Source organism: Micromonospora sp. NPDC004540 (assembly GCF_040610095.1).
Lineage (GTDB): Bacteria > Actinomycetota > Actinomycetes > Mycobacteriales > Micromonosporaceae > Micromonospora.
The window spans coordinates 47,578-64,507 of record NZ_JBEXLR010000024.1; the positions used below are offsets into that span (position 1 = coordinate 47,578).

General features: G+C 74.8%; 17 protein-coding genes. 11 read left to right on the forward strand and 6 right to left on the reverse strand.

Annotated features, from left to right (window positions below):
* The 3 genes from ABZV78_RS11430 to ABZV78_RS11440 are packed head-to-tail and all read right to left on the reverse strand — an operon-like array spanning position 1 to position 4,154.
* Positions 1-3,414, reverse strand: a complete 3,414-nt coding sequence (locus ABZV78_RS11430) for an ATP-binding protein (protein WP_355637652.1) — start codon at positions 3,412-3,414, stop codon at positions 1-3.
* A 49-nt stretch (positions 3,415-3,463) separates the two neighbouring features.
* Positions 3,464-3,826: a hypothetical protein gene (locus ABZV78_RS11435; RefSeq protein ID WP_091267032.1), complete on the reverse strand. Its 363-nt coding sequence runs from the start codon at positions 3,824-3,826 to the stop codon at positions 3,464-3,466.
* A 13-nt stretch (positions 3,827-3,839) separates the two neighbouring features.
* On the reverse strand, positions 3,840-4,154 hold the full coding sequence (locus ABZV78_RS11440; protein ID WP_148430941.1) for a hypothetical protein: 315 nt from the start codon (positions 4,152-4,154) through the stop codon (positions 3,840-3,842).
* 361 nt (positions 4,155-4,515) lie between these two features.
* Here ABZV78_RS11440 and folP point away from each other — a divergent pair, with 361 nt between their 5' ends.
* From folP to ABZV78_RS11475, 7 genes are all read left to right on the forward strand, one after another.
* A complete protein-coding gene (gene folP, locus ABZV78_RS11445; protein ID WP_355637654.1) occupies positions 4,516-5,382 on the forward strand; it encodes a dihydropteroate synthase in 867 nt (288 codons plus the stop codon).
* A 52-nt stretch (positions 5,383-5,434) separates the two neighbouring features.
* Complete coding sequence (gene folB / locus ABZV78_RS11450; protein ID WP_148430943.1) at positions 5,435-5,794, forward strand: dihydroneopterin aldolase; 360 nt, start codon at positions 5,435-5,437, stop codon at positions 5,792-5,794.
* Positions 5,791-6,318, forward strand: a complete 528-nt coding sequence (gene folK / locus ABZV78_RS11455; RefSeq protein ID WP_355637656.1) for a 2-amino-4-hydroxy-6-hydroxymethyldihydropteridine diphosphokinase — start codon at positions 5,791-5,793, stop codon at positions 6,316-6,318. Before folB ends, folK begins: the two co-directional genes overlap by 4 nt.
* 19 nt (positions 6,319-6,337) lie before the next feature.
* Positions 6,338-6,868 (forward strand): DUF3180 domain-containing protein, encoded by a 531-nt coding sequence (locus tag ABZV78_RS11460; RefSeq protein WP_355637658.1) that lies wholly within the window; start codon positions 6,338-6,340, stop codon positions 6,866-6,868.
* A 119-nt stretch (positions 6,869-6,987) separates the two neighbouring features.
* The gene (locus ABZV78_RS11465) at positions 6,988-8,208 is read left to right on the forward strand and encodes an ABC transporter permease (protein ID WP_355637660.1); all 1,221 of its coding nucleotides are present in this window, start codon (positions 6,988-6,990) and stop codon (positions 8,206-8,208) included.
* Positions 8,209-8,278: 70 nt separating this feature from the next.
* Positions 8,279-8,587: a hypothetical protein gene (locus tag ABZV78_RS11470; RefSeq protein WP_148430946.1), complete on the forward strand. Its 309-nt coding sequence runs from the start codon at positions 8,279-8,281 to the stop codon at positions 8,585-8,587.
* 83 nt (positions 8,588-8,670) lie between these two features.
* A complete protein-coding gene (locus ABZV78_RS11475; RefSeq protein WP_355637662.1) occupies positions 8,671-9,171 on the forward strand; it encodes a hypothetical protein in 501 nt (166 codons plus the stop codon).
* 6 nt (positions 9,172-9,177) lie between these two features.
* Here the strand turns inward: ABZV78_RS11475 and ABZV78_RS11480 are convergent, their stop codons facing one another.
* Positions 9,178-10,170: an ATP-binding cassette domain-containing protein gene (locus tag ABZV78_RS11480; RefSeq protein WP_355637664.1), complete on the reverse strand. Its 993-nt coding sequence runs from the start codon at positions 10,168-10,170 to the stop codon at positions 9,178-9,180.
* Positions 10,171-10,172: 2 nt separating this feature from the next.
* Between ABZV78_RS11480 and ABZV78_RS11485 the strand changes: the two genes are divergently transcribed.
* From ABZV78_RS11485 to ABZV78_RS11500, 4 genes are all read left to right on the forward strand, one after another.
* Entirely contained in the window at positions 10,173-10,859 is a 687-nt protein-coding gene (locus ABZV78_RS11485; RefSeq protein ID WP_355637666.1) for an ABC transporter permease, read from the forward strand.
* Positions 10,856-11,578 carry an ABC transporter permease subunit gene (locus ABZV78_RS11490; protein ID WP_355637668.1) on the forward strand — a complete coding sequence of 241 codons (723 nt, stop codon included), beginning with the start codon at positions 10,856-10,858 and terminating at the stop codon, positions 11,576-11,578. The genes ABZV78_RS11485 and ABZV78_RS11490 overlap by 4 nt, the downstream gene beginning before the upstream one ends.
* Positions 11,579-11,732: 154 nt before the next feature.
* On the forward strand, positions 11,733-12,734 hold the full coding sequence (locus ABZV78_RS11495) for a glycine betaine ABC transporter substrate-binding protein (protein ID WP_355637670.1): 1,002 nt from the start codon (positions 11,733-11,735) through the stop codon (positions 12,732-12,734).
* A gap of 144 nt (positions 12,735-12,878) precedes the next feature.
* Positions 12,879-14,687 carry a hypothetical protein gene (locus tag ABZV78_RS11500; protein WP_355637671.1) on the forward strand — a complete coding sequence of 603 codons (1,809 nt, stop codon included), beginning with the start codon at positions 12,879-12,881 and terminating at the stop codon, positions 14,685-14,687.
* A 13-nt stretch (positions 14,688-14,700) separates the two neighbouring features.
* On the opposite strand, the gene ABZV78_RS11505 is transcribed toward ABZV78_RS11500, so the two are convergent.
* Positions 14,701-15,870, reverse strand: coding sequence for an NADH-quinone oxidoreductase subunit D (locus ABZV78_RS11505; protein ID WP_355637673.1), 1,170 nt, complete (start codon positions 15,868-15,870; stop codon positions 14,701-14,703).
* The gene (locus ABZV78_RS11510; RefSeq protein ID WP_355637683.1) at positions 15,867-16,856 is read right to left on the reverse strand and encodes an SAM-dependent methyltransferase; all 990 of its coding nucleotides are present in this window, start codon (positions 16,854-16,856) and stop codon (positions 15,867-15,869) included. Before ABZV78_RS11510 ends, ABZV78_RS11505 begins: the two co-directional genes overlap by 4 nt.
* Positions 16,857-16,930 lie beyond the last annotated feature (74 nt).

The following is a 16,930-nucleotide window of genomic DNA, read 5'->3' on the forward strand; positions in this document are numbered from 1 at the left end:
TCACGCCTCCAGATCAGCCAGGACGGTCGGCAGCTGCCCGGCGGCCTGGGCGACCGCGGCGGGGGTGGTGTCCAGGTGCTCCAGCAGCCCGTCGACGTACGACACGTCGACCCGGACCTTCTGCACCCGCCCGTCGACGTCGCGCATGACGAACTCACGGAAGCCGAGCCGGGCGGACGAGCCGCTGTCGGCCTGGGACAGCGAGGCGAGGGTGGCCTCGTAGCCGTCGTTGACCGGCACCCGGAGCAGCCGCAACGCCTCGGAGGCGATCTCGGTGTCCTCGGCGATCCGGCCGACGAAGACGGTGGAGACCAGGTTCTGCACGTCGAGGCCGAGGATGTCCTTCGGGTTCTGCGAGGCGACCAGCGCGGCCAGGTTCCACTTGCGGGAGTCGCGGGCGAGGCGGACCAGGAACGACCGGCCGGAGCGCCAGCCCTCCATGAAGTGCGCCTCGTCGAGGCCGACCAGCTTGCGGGAGGACATCGAGCCGCCGTAGCAGCGGCGGACGGCCAGCCGGTGCGCGGTGTGCAGCATCGGCAGGGCCAGCGCCTCCTCGGCCGACCAGTACTCGCGCTCGATCTTGAGATCGGGCAGCCGGAGCCCGGCCATGGTGATCACGGTGAGCGCCGCGTCGGCGCCCAGCAGCCCCTCCGGCGGCCGGCCGAAGAAGAGCATGGCCAGCGGCATCTCGGCGGTGTCGAGGAGCAGGTTGGCCAGCTCCCGGCCGGCGTCGTCGTCGAGCCCCTGGAGGCAGGCGACCACGTCGTCGAGCGTGGAGGTCTCCTCGGCCGGCACCTGGCGGACGGCGTGCCGGAACAGGGTCGCGGTGGACGCCTCCCGGGCCACCTGCGGCGGCACCAGCATCATGCAGATGTCCTGCACGAGCATCCGGCGCTCGGCGCGGGCGTTGGAGACCGCGATCTCGAACTCGCGGTCGCCGGCCGCCCCGGCGCCGAACTCGCTGCGCAGCGGCGTGGGGATCAGCGCGTACGGGGCCAGGGTGCCCTGCTCCGAGCCGGTCAGGTTGAGCACCCGCGAGTACGGCGCCAGCTCGGGCATGGCGCAGAGCCGGGCCAGCGGGCCGGACGGGTCGAGCAGGGTCACCTGCACGCCGCGCCGGGCGGCCAGGTAACCGAGCGCGCCGAGCAGGGTGGACTTGCCACCGCCGGGCTCGGCGACGAAGACCGCGAGGCCGGAGCGCTCGCGTACCTCCATGGGGAAGTGCAGGTCGAGGAAGACGGGGCGGCGGCAGGTGCCGGCGGTCCGGCCGATGAGGTCGCCGCGCCGGTCGCCGACCGTGGAGGCGGCCTGGGGCAGTGCGGCGGCCAGCAGGTTGACCGGCATCCGCCGGACGTAGCCGGTGTTGGCGATCGGCTCGCCGGGGATGAACTCGCGGGCCAGCCAGTCCTGGTTCTTCGGGTGCTGGAGCGAGATGCGCAGCTCGCGTTGGTAGAGCTGGATGAGCCGACGGGCCCGTTCGAGGCACTCCTCGCGGGTCCGTCCGCCGACCGCGATCCGGTGCCAGCCGTGCGCGCGGGCCGAGTCCACCGGCAGGCCGGTGGTCATCTCGTCGCCGATCACCAGCGCCCGCTTGGCCAGCCGTTCCAGCTCGGGCGGGGCGTCGATGCCGTGCTCGGCGTAGTCGAGCTGCTGGGAGCGGATCATTCGGAGCCGGTGTTCGAGGTTCCGGAAGGAGTCGCCGGGGCCGAGGATGTCGACCCGGGTGGAGAGTTCCATCGGCCACGGCAGCCGCTCGTGGAAGTGCAGCCAGGGCTCGTGCCGCTCGGGGATCTCCAGCGGTTCCATCCGGCCGACCGCGAGCACGGCCACGTGCCGCTCCTCGCCGGTCATCCGGTTGACCAGCTTGACCGTCGAGCCGTAGGGGGTGCGGTAGCGCTCGACCTGCTCGGTGAGGGCCAGCAGGTCACCGCGTTCCCACCGGCCGTTGGTGACCGGGGAGAGCACGCCGGGGGGCGCCATGCAGAGCGCCACCGAGCGGTAGAGCAGCCACTCCAGTTCCTGCGCGGTGACCCGGCGACCGCGCATGCCGAACGCGCCGAGCACCTCGTCGAACTGCTCGACGGTGCGGCCCAGCCGGCGCCGTTCGCCGTCGGCGGTGCCCCGGCCGAAGGCGCGCAGCAGCCGCTCGGTGAGCGAGTCGCCGAGCGACCGGCGGGCGAACGTGACGCCGAGGTAGGTCTGCCCCTCGGCGTGGTTGACCGCCATGAGGTGCCGCTGTGCGGCGACCAGGTGGTCGGCCCAGCCGGTGGTGCCGGGCACGTCGGGCAGCGGGGCGGCGGTGTGCGCGTCGATGGTGCGGGCCCACTCGTCGGCCGGGAACGGCCGGGTGGTGCGGCGCAGGTGCAGCCGGAAGCCGGCCAGGCCGGCGTACTGCTCGGAGATCGCGGAGAGCAGCGCCTCGCGCTCGGCGTCGGGGCGGAACGCCCAGCGCACCTCGGGCAGCCAGTACCAGGCGGTGACCGTGTTGGGGGTGAAGGTGAGGTGACCGGCGATCTCGGTGATGGCCAGCTCGACCGAGGGGTCCCGATCGCTGAACTTGATCTTCGGGGCCCGGACCCGGACCGGCTTGGTGGGCTTGCCGCTGCGCTCCGGGGACCGCTGCCGGGGTGGGGCCACCTCGCGGGCGGCCGGGGCGGCCACCTCGCGCCCGTCCGGGCGGGCCTCCTCCGCCGGCCGCCGACCGGCCCGGCGGCCGGGGCGCTCCACCGGGGGCCCGGACTCGGTCGGCTCCGGCTCGACGGTGGACCGCAGCGCCGGGAGCCGGTCGCCGACCTGATGCGGCACCCGGGTGGCCGGTGCCGGTCCGAGGGCGGGCTGCTCCGGTGGTTCGGGGAGGGCGGGCGCCGCCGGCCGGGCGGCCTCGGGCGCCTCGCGCGGCCGCCCCACCGGGCGGACGCCGGGCGCACCCTCCTGGAGCCGGACGGCCGGCGGCTCGGCCTCCGGCACGGCGGGCAGGGCGGGCGGCGGCGGCAGGACGGGCGCGGCTGGCAGGCCCGGCTCGGCCGGGGCGCTGTGCTGGTGCGGGATCGGCAGCGCCTCCCGCCCGACGCCGCGACGGGGTGGCGCGACCACCGGCTCCACGGCCGGCGGGCCGGCGGGTGGGCTCGCCGGGCGGCGGACCCGGGGCTGCGCGCCGCCGAAGAGGTCGAGGAAGGGGGAGTCGATGTCGCCGCGGTCGGCCACCGCCGGCTCCCGCTGCTCGCCGCGCGGGGCGAGCGGCCGGGGCGGCTGGAAGACGCCGACGCGACCGTGCTGGGGGCTGGTCACCAGGGCCGGGTCGAGGGTGGTCTCGTCCAGCTCCTCGTCCGGTGGGTAGTCGAACGATCGCGCACGGTTACCGTAGGGCCCGGCCGGACGTCCGGCCGGGGAACCCGGCGTGGAAGAGCGACTCATGCGACCGCCTCACCCGCGTCGTTCGTCTGCGCCGTCGGCGTACGCCCGGTCATGCCAGTTCCTCCCGGATCCTGATCCGGCTCGCGACGAGGCGCGGGTCGCGCTGCTCGGCGGCCGGCTCCCGGGTGCGTCGCCAGTCCGTCAGCGCGGTCCGGATGACCATGCGCGCCGGCCGGTCCGGGTCGACGTACCGGAAGATGAACGAGGTCGTCACGATGGCGAGCGAGATCTCCCAGGCGGGAAAGAGCTCGACCTGGAGCGTGAACAACCAGTGGATGAACATGTAGAGGGGTACGAGCAGCATGAACAGGCCGTACTGGGCGTACGGCAGGTGGACGGGAAGGGTGTACCCGGGCGGCCCCAGGTAGACGAGGCGAGCCCGGTAGATGTCGTCGTCGGTGCGCAGCCGCATCGTCGCCCAGCGCCTATTCGAAGATCAGCTTGATCAGGTAGTCGCCGACGAAGAAGAGTGTGGCGGCGCCGGCGATGAAGGCCAGCCCGATGATCGCGATGGCCGAACTGGTCAGCACCTTGGAGATCTCGCCCCGGCTGGCCCGGCCGATGAAGATCACGCCGAGCACCGCGAGCAGGATCGGCGCGATCTTGCTGGCGAAGAAGGAGACGACACCGCTGGTGTCGATGCCCTTGGGAGCCGGCTCGGCTAGTGGAGTCGACGCCAGGGTGTGGAGCGCGTGGTCGACGGCGGCGGACGCCGTCCCCATGAGCTCGATGGCGATCACTGGAAAACCTCCCCAAGGTCGCGGCCGGCGGCGCCGCGGTGGTGCATGTGGGCAAAGCCTGGCGGGATGGTGCTCGTTCCACACAGCGTCGACGACGCTGGGTTCGTCACCCACCACGGAGGGTGGTGAGCTCTGGGGGGATTCGTCCCGCTTCGGCCCTCCCTCCAGGCTTCGCCATCTCGATGCTGGGCAATTCCAAAGCGTACGGCGCGGTCACCTTTGCGACAACCCGCGAAGACTCGACCCGGAACGGACCTGACGACCGATCGTACACCTGTTCCAATCCGCACGTCAGGGGTGTCGTCGGCCGGGCTTGCCGGGGCCGCCGGAAGCCCTGCTGGCGACCGGTACTGTCGGGTCCGTGACCGATCTGGTACGGGCGGAGACCCCGGTGGTGATGGGCGTCCTCAACGTCACGCCCGACTCCTTCTCCGACGGCGGCAGATACGCCGACCTGGACGCCGCCGTCGCACACGGAGTGCGACTGCGGGCGGCCGGCGCGGACCTGGTCGACGTGGGCGGCGAGTCCACCCGGCCGGGCGCCGACCGGGTCGACGCGGAGACCGAGATCGCCCGGGTGCTGCCGGTGATCCGCGAGCTGAGCGCCGCCGGCATCCCGGTCAGCATCGACACCAGCCGGGCCCGGGTGGCCGAGGCGGTCCTCGCCGCCGGCGCGGACGTGGTCAACGACGTCTCCGGCGGCCTTGCCGACCCGGACATGGCCCGGGTGGTCCGGGACGCCGGCTGCCCCTGGGTGCTCATGCACTGGCGGGGTCACTCGCGCGAGATGCGGGACCTGGCCCGCTACACCGACGTGGTCGCCGACGTGCGCGCCGAGCTGGGCCGGCGGGTCGACGAGGCGCTGGCCGCCGGGGTGGCCGCCGACCGCATCATCGTCGACCCGGGGCTGGGCTTCGCGAAGACCGCCGCGCACAACTGGGAGCTCAGCGCCCGCCTGCCCGAGCTGGTCGACCTCGGCTTCCCGCTGCTGTTCGGGTCGAGCCGCAAGTCCTACCTGGGCCGGCTGCTCGCCGACCCGGCGGGCAACCCCCGACCCACCGCCGAGCGGGAGGCGGCCACCGTCGCCACCAGCGTGCTCGCGGTGGCGGCCGGCGCCTGGGGGGTACGCGTGCACGACGTCCGGGCCACCGCCGACGCGCTCGCCGTCTGGCGGGCCACCGGCCGCCCACGCCTGACCCGGGCGACCGGAGACGAGGGGGACCGATGAGCGCGAGGAATGAGCTTGCGAGTCCCGCAGTCGCGAATGAAAGGCGGCTCAGATGACCGACCGGATCGAGCTGACCGGCCTGCGCGCGCACGGCCGGCACGGCGTCTACGACTTCGAACGCGCCCAGGGGCAGGAGTTCGTGGTCGACGCGGTGCTCGAACTCGACCTCGCCCCGGCCGCCCGCTCGGACGAGGTGACCGACACCGTGCACTACGGCGAACTGGCCGAGAAGCTGGTCGCCGTGGTCACCGGCGAGCCGGTCAACCTGATCGAGACGCTCGCCGACCGGCTGCTCGCGGTCTGCCTGGCCGAGCCGCTGGTCGCCGCCGCGACGGTCACCGTGCACAAGCCGGAGGCACCGATCCCGCACACGTTCCGGGACGTGGCCGTGACGATGCGGCGTACCCGATGACCCGGGCCGTGCTGTCGATCGGCAGCAACCTGGGCGACCGCCTCGCCCACCTGCGCGCCGCGGTGGCCTCGTTCGGCGACACCGTGCTGGTGGTCTCCGGCGTCTACGAGACTCCACCGTGGGGGGACGCCGAGCAGCCCGCGTACCTCAACGCGGCCGTGCTGGTCGGGGACCCGGCGGCGGCCCCGCGCGACTGGCTGGCGCGGGCCCGGGCCGCCGAGGCCGCGGCCGGGCGAACCCGCGACCCGGAGCGGCGGTACGGGCCGCGCACCCTGGACGTGGACGTGATCGCGGTCTGGGACGCGGCCGGGGAGCCGGTGCTCAGCGCGGATCCGGAGCTGACCCTGCCGCACCCCCGGGCCCACCTGCGCGCCTTCGTGCTGCGGCCGTGGATCGACATCGAGCCGCACGGCCGGCTGCCCGGCCACGGCTGGCTGACCGACCTGCTCAACGCCGAGCCACTCGCCTCCGACGCGCTGGAACTCAGTCCGCGCCCCGATCTGGCGTTAGAGTCGGACACATGACCCTGTGGAGCCGGACGGCATGAGCCAGGCGCAGTCCCCGCGCGACCCCGACCGTTTCCGGATGGGTCCGACCCGGATCTCCACGCTGGTGGTGGCCGCCCTGGCCGCCGCCGCGCTGGCCTGGCTGCTGATCAGCACCTTCTACTACGAGATGGCGCCCGACCTGCCCTGGCTGCCGGTGGTCACGCTGGGCGGCCTGGCCGTGCTGGAGGCGTACGCGGCGGTCAACACCCGCGGCCGGATCGAGCGCCGCCCCGGCCGGGACCCGGTGAACCCGCTGCTGGTCGCCCGGTTCGTGGTGCTGGCCAAGGCGTCCGCCCTGGCCGGGGCCATCTTCGCCGGCTTCTACGCCGGCCTGACCGGCTGGCTCTTCGTCGAGCAGACCAACGCCGCCGTGAGCGACCGCCCGGCCGGCCTGGGCGGCGTGGTCGCCTCGCTCGCCCTGGTCGCGGCGGCGCTCTGGCTGGAGCGGTCCTGCCGGGTGCCCGAGCAGGAGGACGACGAGGACCGCGAGCCCGGCGACCGGGAGACTCCGCGCGGCCGCCTCTGATCAGGGGGTTCCCAGCACCTTCCCCCGCAGGTACCGTGCCTGGCGACCGGAGAGCAACGGCCGCCGCCGGTCCGCCCGCGCGTCGGGCCGCGCGGCCGGCCATGTGGGAGGCGCGGGCCATGGGGTACGACGAGGCGGGCCGGAATGCGCCGGGAGAGACGTCGTCCGGCGTGCCCACGGCCGTCTTGGAGAACGTTTTCGACGACCCCTCCCACGGCGAGCCCGGCCGGGACCGGATCGCCGTGCACGTGGTCTGGGAGTTCCTGCTGCTGGTCGGGCTGGCCGCGGTGACCTGGCTGCTCTGGCGCGAGGACGCGGACGCGCTGCGCGGCGGCGCGTTGAAGACGCTGCTGGTCGACGTGGCCGGGCTCGGGCTGCTCACCCTGGCCGCCGGGCTCAGCCTGCGGGCCGCCGCGGTGAACCTGGCCATCGGGCCGGTCGCGCTGGCCGCCGCGCTGCACTTCGCCGAGCAGGGCGACCGCGGGGTGCGGGAGGCACTGCTCCCGGCGCTGGTGGTGGCGGCGCTCGGCGGCCTGGCGCTCGCGCTCGCCGTGGTGGTGCTGCACGTGCCCGGCTGGGCGGCCAGCCTGGCCGGCGCGGCGGGCGTGATCGTGTACATCGAGCGGCGGACCACCCCGATCGTGGTGCAGGGCGACTACGACCCCCGGCGCACCGCCCTCTACCTCTTCGTCGGCTTCGCCGCCGTCGCCGTCCTCGGCGGCCTCTTCGGCGCGATCAAGCCGGTCCGCCGGCTGGTCGGGCGGTTCCGGCCGGTCGCCGACCCGGCCCGGCGGCGGGGTGCGGTGGCCGCCACGGTGACCGCGCTGGCGCTGGTCGGCTCGACGGTGCTGGCCGTGCTCGGCGGGGTGCTGATCGCCGCGAACGGGGACGGCCCGGTGGCGCCCGCCACCGGGCTCGACTGGTCGGTGCTGGCGATCGGCGCGGTGCTGCTCGGCGGCACCAGCGCGTACGGCCGGCGCGGCGGGATCTTCGGCACCCTGCTGGCGGTCTGCACGGTGGCGGTCTTCCTGGCCTGGGCCGTGGCGCAGGACTGGACGATCAGCCGGTGGGCGGTCGGCGGGGCCACCCTCGGCGCCGGGCTGCTGGTCACCCGGCTGGTCGAGACGTTCGGCCGGCCGCGACCGGCCCCGCCGGGTGCGGTCCCGGCCGGTCCGACCGGTGACGGCACGATCAGCACCGGCTGGGCGTTGACCCCGCCGCCCGACGCGGGCGACGCCTGGCCGTCGGTGCTGCCGGTCCGGGACACCGACACGGTCGACTCGTGGGAGTCGCCGCGCTGGGAGAGCGAGCCGCGCCGCTGGGACGCCGGCGACCGCTGACCCGGGCCCCTCCGGCGCCGGCGTCGCGTCCGGCGGGCCGGAGCTGATCTCGCCGGTTAGGCTCGGCGGCATGACGGAGACTCCTGCCCCCGGCGGCCGTACCTTCGACGAGCTGGACAAGCTCTCCACCGAGGAACTGCGCGAGCAGGCGTTCCACCTGGCCCGGGAGCGCCGCGACGTCGAGTTCTTCTGGTCGGTGCTGCGGCACATGCCCAACGCGGACGAGGCCGCGATCCTGGACGGCGCCCCCAACTCGATCGGGCCGATCATCGACGAGGCCAACGCCCTGTGGCGGGAGATGACCGGGCACGGCTACGAGGAGGAGGAGTCCACGCCGCTGCTGCGGGCCGCCTTCATCGACTACCTGCTGAAGCACTGACCCCGATGGCCCGCCGCCGACCCTCGGCGGTCGCGCGGGTACGCAGGTTTGCCCGGCGCGGTGGGCCGGGAACTGACCGTTCCATGGCCCTCACCAACCGCCCCCGCACCGTCGCCGCGTACGGTACCGCCGCCGGCACCGGCACTCTCGCCGCGCTCCTGCTCGTCGCGGTGTGCGGCAGCCCGATGTACGTGGGCTGGGTGCAGGACCACACCGACCCGACCGGTGCCGGCGGCTGGTTCCTCCGGCTGCTCGCCTGGCCGGCCTGGCGGCTGCACGCCGACGACCCGTCGCAGGGCGTGCTCGCCACCAACCTGCGGGCGATCCTGCTGGTCGTGCTGGCCGCCGCGCTGCTCTACCTGCTGCCCGGGCCGCAGGTGGCCCGGGTGGAGAGCTCGGGCAGCCAGTTCTTCTCCGGCTGGGGCGCGTACGCCCTGGCCGCCGGGTGCACCGCCCTGCTGGCCACCCTGCTCGGGCCGCACGGCTCGCTCTTCGCCGCCTTCCAGGCCGCCAGCACCGGGGTCACCTACGGCTTCTTCGCCGGCTGGATCGTCGGCCTCGCCAGCCTCGGCGGCCGGGCCTGAGCAGGCTCAGTCCAGCACGCCGAGGCCCAGCACGCGGGCCCGGCTGAGCAGCCCCACCGGCCGGCCGTCCTCGGTGACCACCGCGTGCTCGGCGCCCGAGGTGAGCAGCCCACCCAGCGCCTCGTACGCCGAACTGCCCAGCGGCACGGTCGGCAGGCCGGCCCCGCCGTCGGCTGGGAGCGGGTCGAGCACCTCGCGGGTCACCGGGGTGACCGCCAGCCGGCGGATGCCCCGGTCGGCGCCGACGAACTCGCGGACGAACGGCGAGGCGGGCGACCCGAGCAGGGCGCCGGGGGTGTCGTACTGCTCCAGCCGGCCGCCCTCGGAGAGCACCGCGATCCGGTCGCCCAGCCGGACCGCCTCGTCGAGGTCGTGGGTGACCAGCACGATGGTCTTGCGGACCTCGGCCTGCAACCGGAGGAACTCCTCCTGGAGCCGGGTCCGGACGATCGGGTCGACGGCCGAGAACGGCTCGTCCATCAGCAGCACCACCGGGTCGGCGGCGAGCGCGCGGGCCACCCCGACCCGCTGCCGCTGCCCGCCGGAGAGTTCGTGCGGGTAGCGGCGGCCGAACTGCCCCGGGTCGAGCCCGACCAGTTCCAGCAGCTCGTCCACCCGGGCCCGGGTCCGGTCCCGGGACCAGCCGAGCAGCCCCGGCACGGTGGCCACGTTGGCGGCGACGGTCTGGTGCGGGAAGAGACCGACGTTCTGGATCACGTACCCGATGCGGCGGCGCAGCGTCACCGGGTCGACCCGGGTGACGTCGTCGTCGCCGAGCAGGATCCGCCCGTCGGTGGGCTCGATCAGCCGGTTGATCATGCGCAGCACGGTGGACTTGCCGCAGCCGGACGGGCCGATCAGCACCACCAGCTCGCCGGCCTTCACCTCCAGGCTCAGCTCGCGCACCGCCTCCGTGCCGTCCGGGTAGCGCTTGCGGATGCGCTCCAGGGTGATCGACGCCGCGCCGTGTCCGGCGCCGGATCCCGGGGTAACGTCCACGTGTGTCCCTCCACCTGAGCTACCGGGCCGCGCCGGGTAACCCGTGGTTCTCCTGGCAGTACGTGCGGGACAACTCTGACACGATCCTGGCCGCGCTGCGCGAGCACTCCTGGCTGACCGCCCGGGCCGTGCTGATCGCCGCCGTGGTGGCGCTGCCGCTCGCGGTGGCCGCGTACTGGTTCCGCTCGCTGGCCGCGCCGATCCTGGCGCTGACCGGGGTGCTCTACACGATCCCGTCGCTGGCGCTGTTCGCCTTCCTGGCGCCCTACCTGGGCATCGGCGCGATCACCGTGCTCACCGTGGTGGCGCTCTACGCGCTGCTGGTGATCGTGCGCAACGCGCTGGCCGGGCTGAACCAGGTGCCCCCCGAGGTGCGGGAGGCCGCCGAGGGCATGGGCTACGGCCGCTGGGGCCGGCTGTTCCGGATCGAGCTGCCGCTGGCGCTGCCCGGCATCCTCACCGGTGTGCGGCTCGCCACTGTCTCCACGGTGGCGCTGGTCACGGTGGGGGTGGTGGTCGGCCGGGGCGGCCTGGGCCAGCTCATCTTCGCCGGCTTCCAGAACAACTTCTACAAGGCCCAGATCATGACCGGTACGGTGCTCTGCGTGCTGCTGGCGCTGGTGCTCGACCTGATCCTGGCCGGGGTCGGCCGGATGCTCACCCCCTGGCTGCGCGGGCCAAGCTCGTGAACCCGGTGCAGCAGGCGGTCGTCTGGCTGAACGACCCGCTCAACTGGACGAACCCGGGCGGCATCCTCGACCGGCTGGGCGAGCACCTGAGCATGTCAGCGCTGGCGGTGCTGCTCGGCTGCCTGGTGGCCTGGCCGATCGGGCTCTGGCTCGGGCACACCGGCCGGGGCGGCGGCCTGGTGCTGCTGGTGTCCAACGTCACTCTCGCCATCCCGACCCTGGCCCTGCTGACCATCCTGCCGCTGACCTTCCTCGGCTTCGGCCGGGCGGCGGTGGTGGTCGCGCTCGCGGTCTTCGCGGTGCCGCCGCTGCTGGCCAACGCGTACACCGGGGTGCGGCAGGCCGACCCGGAGGCTCGGGACGCGGCGCGCGGGATGGGCCTGTCCGGCGGGCAGGTGCTGCGCCGGGTGGAGCTGCCGCTCGCCGTGCCCTACCTGGCGGCCGGGTTCCGCACCGCCGCCGTGCAGGTGGTGGCCACTGCCGCGCTGGCCTCGTTCGTCAACGGCGGCGGGCTCGGGCAGATCATCCGGGCCGGTTTCGGCCTGGACATCGCGGCCGGGGGCGGCCAGATCATCGCCGGCGGCGTCCTGGTGGCCGGGCTGGCGCTGCTCGTCGAGGGGGTGCTGGCGCTGGTCGAGCGGCTGGTCACGCCGCGCCCGCTGCGCCGGGTCCGGCGGGCGGCGAGCCGCCGCGCGGCCGCCGCCACGGCGGGCGGCTGAATCGCCCGATGACGATCGGGTGACGAAACCCGCTCGGAGTTTGTCGGTCCGAGCCGGAGGATATTGGCTGGACTCGCGGGCGGCCGTTCGGATCGCCCGTCGGACACGCGGCCGGCCCGCACGGGTCGCGCCGGGACACGGAAGGCGGGCACTGATGCGCGCACGTACCAGCCTGGCCGTCGGGGCGCTCGGCGTCCTCACGGCCGGTCTCCTCGCCGGCTGCGGCGACGCCGGTTCCTCCGGCACCGACGCGCCCGAAAAGGGCGCCTCCGGGGCCGGTTGCGCCCCGGTGGCGGGCGACAAGCTGGTCGTCCTCACCGACGACAAGAAGCTCCAGAACACCGACAACGTCATCCCCGCGATCAACGCGAAGGCGGCCACCCCGCAGCTCGTCGCCGCGCTCGACAAGGTCTCCGCGAAGCTCGACACCCCCAAGCTGATCGAGCTGAACCGGGCGGTCGACGTCGACCGGAAGACCCCGCAGGTCGCCGCGAAGGAGTTCGCCGACGCCAACGGCGTCACCGACGGCGTCGAGAAGGGCCCGGGCGGCCAGGTGACGGTCGGCGCCGGCAACTTCAGCGAGAGCCAGACCATCGCCGAGCTCTACAAGATCACGCTCACCGCGGCCGGCTACCAGGTCAAGGTGCAGACCATCGGCAACCGCGAGCTCTACGAGCCGGCCCTGGAGAAGGGCCAGGTCCAGGTCGTCCCCGAGTACGCGGCGACCATGGCCGAGTTCCTCAACACCAAGGCCAACGGCAAGGACGCCCAGCCGGTCTCCTCGCCCGAGCTGGACAAGACGGTCAGCGCGCTGAAGGCGGCCGGTGACAAGGTCGGCATCAGCTTCGGCCAGCCCGCCCAGGCGCAGGACCAGAACGCCTTCGCCGTCACCAAGGCGTTCGCCGACAAGTACCAGGTCGCCACCCTCTCCGACCTGGCGGCCAAGTGCTCCGGCACGGCGACCGTGCTGGCCGGCCCGCCGGAGTGCCCGCAGCGGCCGAAGTGCCAGGCCGGGCTCGTCGAGGTCTACGACTTCAAGGCCGGCTCGTTCAGCTCGCTCGACGCGGGCGGCCCGCAGACCAAGAACGCCCTGAAGACCGGCGCGGCCAGCGTCGGCCTGGTGTTCTCCTCCGACGCCGCGCTCGCCGCGAGCTGACCACCACCGCCGCGCCGGCGGGCCGCCCCGGCCCGCCGGCACGGCGGTGCCGCCGTGGCCGGGAGGGAAGCCCTGGTCACCGGCTTTACATCGATGCTTTCGGCCCGTTCCCTACCGGGGCAACTCTCGGTAGGGTGCTCAGCCATGCCCGCCTCGGTCGCCCCCGCCGAAAACCGCAGTCCCGCGCTCCTGGCCGTCCTGTTCTGGATCGGAGTGGGGCTCGCGCCCCTGGCGGCGCTCATCCTGCTGGTCGCCGACGGCAACGGCCCGCTCCGGTTCGGCGCCGTGCTGGCGATCCTGGCCGTGGTGCTGATCGGCCTCTCCATCGCGTTGCGCGCGGAGAGCGGCGGCGGCGCGGCCGGCGCCGAGGAGCTCCGGGAGGAACTCGAGCAGCTCCGCCACGAGTTGCGGGGCGAGATCGTGGCCGCCGCCCAGCGCGGCAACCAGGCCCTCGACCAGGTCCAGCGGACGCAGGAGTCGATCACCGCGATGCGCCGCCGGCTCGACGCCGCGGCCGCCGGCATCGCCGCCGCCGCGGGCATCGCCACGTCCGCCGCCCAGGAGCCGGCCGGCGGCCGTGCCCGGGTGCCGGCCACCGAGCCGTACGACGAGGGGCGCGCCCGCACCGAGCCGGGCCGGGCCCAGCCCGCCGCCCGGGACGAGGACGAGCCGGCCCGCCGGCCGGGCACCCGGTACGGCACCGACCACGGCGCCGACCACCCCGGTCACGGCACCGACCGCCCGCAGTCCGGGGGCTACGGCGCGGACCGCCCGCAGTCCGGGGGCTACGGCGCCGACCGCCCGCAGGCCGGGGTCTACGGCGCCCCGCGCGCCCCGGAGCCGGAGGTCCGGTCGGAGCCGCGGCAGGTCGGGGTGGTGCATCACACCGAGACCGTGCACGTCACCACCCGGCACACCATCGTGGACGGTGGCGCCGACCCGGCCGGGTCCCGGTACGGCGGCTACGCGGGCCGCTGGTCCCCCGCCCCGGAGGAGCGCTCGTGGAGCGGCGCGGAGCCGGAGGAACGCCCCCGCGCCGGGTACCGGGAGGCGGACGACGACCGCGCCCGGCCCGGTCGGGACGAGCGCTCCCGGTCCGCCCAGGTCGGCGGCGGCTGGTCCGGTCCGGCCGAGGGCTCCCGGCCGGGCGGCTCGTCGTCCGGCCCGGTGGGTGAGCGGGGCTGGTCCGGGTCGGCCGGCTCCCGCGATGACGCCGCCTGGTCCGGCGCGCCCGGCGGCGAGCACCCGTGGGCGGGGGTCGGCCGGACGTCCGGCGAGGACCGGGGCTGGTCGGCGCGGCAGGACGACGATCGCGGCTGGTCGGCGGACCAGGCCGACGACCGGTCCTGGCGGTCGGGCCAGGACGGGCCGGCCGACGACCGGTCCTGGCCGTCGGGGCCCGGCGGCCGCGAGGACGCGGGCTGGGCCACGCCGCACGACGAGTCGCCCCGTACCGGCCAGGGCACCTGGGCCGGGCACGGCGACCGGTACGGCGAGCCGGCGGCCGAGGGCTGGGCCGGAACGGACGCCCGTGGCTGGGCGCCGGCCGAGCAGTCCGGCCGGGCCGACGATCCGGACGGCGACTACTGGTCCGAGCTGCGCAGCGGCAACCGGTGGGCGGCGGTGCGCGACGACGAGCACGGCCGGGAGATCCGGGTCGGGGAGCGCCGGTCCGCGGTGCACGCCGACGGCGGTGGCACCGAGTACCGGGTCGAGGACCGCTGGGCATCCGTGCGCGGCCGCGCCGTTCCCGGCGAGGCGGGCGGCGGCTGGGCGGAGGAGAGCCGGCCGGCGCTCCCGGCCGGCGGGGTGCCGGTGCCCGACGAGTGGCGGCCCCCCAGGCAGCGCAGCGGCCAGCCGGAGTGGCGTCAGGTCGAGCCCGAGCCGGCCCGCTACGGCTACCCGCCGCGCGACGACGCCCCCCGGGCCGGTGGCACCGACCGCTGGCGCTGACCGGGGCCGGCCGCTACTTGTCGATGTCGCCGACCACGAAGAACATCGAGCCGAGGATGGCGATCAGGTCCGGCACGAGGCAGCCCGGGAGCAGGGTCGCCAGCGCCTGCACGTTGGCGTACGAGGCGGTGCGCAGCTTGAGCCGCCACGGGGTTTTCTCGCCCCGGGACACCAGGTAGTAGCCGTTGATGCCGAGCGGGTTCTCGGTCCAGGCGTAGGTGTGCCCCTCGGGCGCCTTGACCACCTTGGGCAGCCGGGTGTTCACCGGACCGGTGAGCCGGTCCACCCGGTCCAGGCACTGTTCGGCGAGGTCGAGCGAGGCGTACACCTGGTCGAGCAGCACCTCGAAGCGGGCGTGGCAGTCCCCGGCGGTCCTGGTGACCACCGGCACGTCGAGTTGGTCGTACGCCAGGTAGGGCTCGTCCCGGCGCAGGTCCAGGTCCAGCCCGGAGGCGCGGGCGACCGGCCCGGAGGCGCCGAACGCGGCGGCGTCGGCGGCGGACAGCACGCCCACCCCGACGGTGCGGGCCAGGAAGATCTCGTTGCGCCGGATCAGGTTGTCGAGGTCGGGCATCCGGCGGCGGACCTCGCCGATCGCCGCCCGGGCCCGGGAGGTCCAGCCGGCCGGCACCTCCTCCTTGAGCCCGCCGACCCGGTTGAACATGTAGTGGATCCGGCCGCCGGAGACCTCCTCCATCACGGCCTGGATGGTCTCCCGCTCGCGGAACGCGTAGAACATCGGCGTGATCGCGCCGATCTCCAGCGGGTAGGAGCCGAGGAACATCAGGTGGTTGAGCACCCGGTTCAGCTCGGCGAGCGCCATCCGCAGCCAGACCGCGCGCTCCGGCACCTCCATGCCCATGAGCCGTTCCACGGCGAGCACCACGCCCAGCTCGTTGGAGAAGGCGGAGAGCCAGTCGTGCCGGTTGGCCAGCACGATGATCTGCCGGTAGTCGCGGACCTCGAAGAGCTTCTCCGCGCCCCGGTGCATGTAGCCGACGATCGGCTCGGCGGAGACCACCCGCTCGCCGTCGAGCACCAGCTTCAGCCGGAGCACGCCGTGCGTCGACGGGTGCTGCGGCCCGATGTTGAGCACCATGTCGGTGCCGAGCTGCTCCCCGCCGGCCCCGGTGCCGACGGTCAGTTCGCGGAGGTCGCCGGCGTCGGTGGTCATGTCCGTCATCGTGCCATGAGCGGATCGAGGGCGACGCCGACCGGTTGCAGCAGCCACCAGTGCCCGCCGAGGCCGGCCGGGTCGGTCAGCTCGGCCACCGCCGACGCGGCGGCCAGGGCCCGCAGGTAGCCGGCCGGGTCCCGGGAGGCCAGGCTCAGCGGCGGTCGCCCACCGTCGGCCCCGAGCGCCCGCAGCCCGTCCCGCTGCGAAACCAGGGTGTACGCACACCGCGCGACCCGCTCACCGGCGGAGGCGACCGAGTCCATGGCCACATGCGCCGTCACGTCGCACGACCCGTCCGGCACCGGCGCCACCTGCCGCCCACCCCGATACCCGGTCAACGTCCCGCCGACCGGCCGTTCCGCCCGCAGGTGCCCGTAGTCCACGCACAGGGCGAGCCCCCGATCGAGCCGCTTGATCGCCTCGGCCCAGGCTTTGTCGCGGGTCCTGCCGATCTCGGCTCTCGCGCCGGTGGGGGGTTCCGGGCGGCCCGACCGGCTCCGGGCGGTCAGGCTTGATCCCTCCGCCGGCCGGGCCGCCCGGAACCCCTCGGTGGTCGCCCCGGTCGCGTCGCTCACGGCAGAACACCACCACCGGTCCAGCCAGTCGGCGTCCTCGCCGCTTACCGGATCACCGGTCGACTCCTCGCCCGTCGCCGGATCCACCAGCAGGTACCGCCAGCCCTCTGGGGTGAACACCGCGAGGTCCAGCGGAACGTTGTCCAGCCACTCGGTGCCCACCAGCAGACCCGTGACGCCCTGCGGGATTTCATCCACCCACTCGATCTCCGCCGGCAGGCCCTCCGGCCGGGGTGCCTTCTCGACCGCGACGAGGCGTACCCGCTCGGCCAGCGGAACTCGCGCGGCGGCCAGCGACCCGGCGGAGGCGGGCCCGGAGGGCGACGGGCGGGCGGCGGCCGTGGTGGTCAGGGTTTCGGGGGAGCCCGCCCGCGGAGGGATCAAGCCTGACCGCCCGGAGCGGCGGCGGTGCACCACGCCGGTCGGGTTGTGCGGGTTGCACAGCAGGAACGCGGGCCGGCGACCGAGGGCCCGGGCCCGGCCGAACGCCT

Coding starts and splice junctions, on each gene's coding strand:
- ABZV78_RS11430 (WP_355637652.1), bottom strand. CDS start 3,414: ATGAGTCGCTCTTCCACGCCGGGTTCCCCGGCCGGACGTCCGGCCGGG.
- ABZV78_RS11435 (WP_091267032.1), bottom strand. CDS start 3,826: ATGCGGCTGCGCACCGACGACGACATCTACCGGGCTCGCCTCGTCTAC.
- folB (WP_148430943.1), top strand. CDS start 5,435: ATGACCGACCGGATCGAGCTGACCGGCCTGCGCGCGCACGGCCGGCAC.
- folK (WP_355637656.1), top strand. CDS start 5,791: ATGACCCGGGCCGTGCTGTCGATCGGCAGCAACCTGGGCGACCGCCTC.
- ABZV78_RS11460 (WP_355637658.1), top strand. CDS start 6,338: ATGAGCCAGGCGCAGTCCCCGCGCGACCCCGACCGTTTCCGGATGGGT.
- ABZV78_RS11465 (WP_355637660.1), top strand. CDS start 6,988: ATGGGGTACGACGAGGCGGGCCGGAATGCGCCGGGAGAGACGTCGTCC.
- ABZV78_RS11470 (WP_148430946.1), top strand. CDS start 8,279: ATGACGGAGACTCCTGCCCCCGGCGGCCGTACCTTCGACGAGCTGGAC.
- ABZV78_RS11475 (WP_355637662.1), top strand. CDS start 8,671: ATGGCCCTCACCAACCGCCCCCGCACCGTCGCCGCGTACGGTACCGCC.
- ABZV78_RS11495 (WP_355637670.1), top strand. CDS start 11,733: ATGCGCGCACGTACCAGCCTGGCCGTCGGGGCGCTCGGCGTCCTCACG.
- ABZV78_RS11500 (WP_355637671.1), top strand. CDS start 12,879: ATGCCCGCCTCGGTCGCCCCCGCCGAAAACCGCAGTCCCGCGCTCCTG.
- ABZV78_RS11505 (WP_355637673.1), bottom strand. CDS start 15,870: ATGACGGACATGACCACCGACGCCGGCGACCTCCGCGAACTGACCGTC.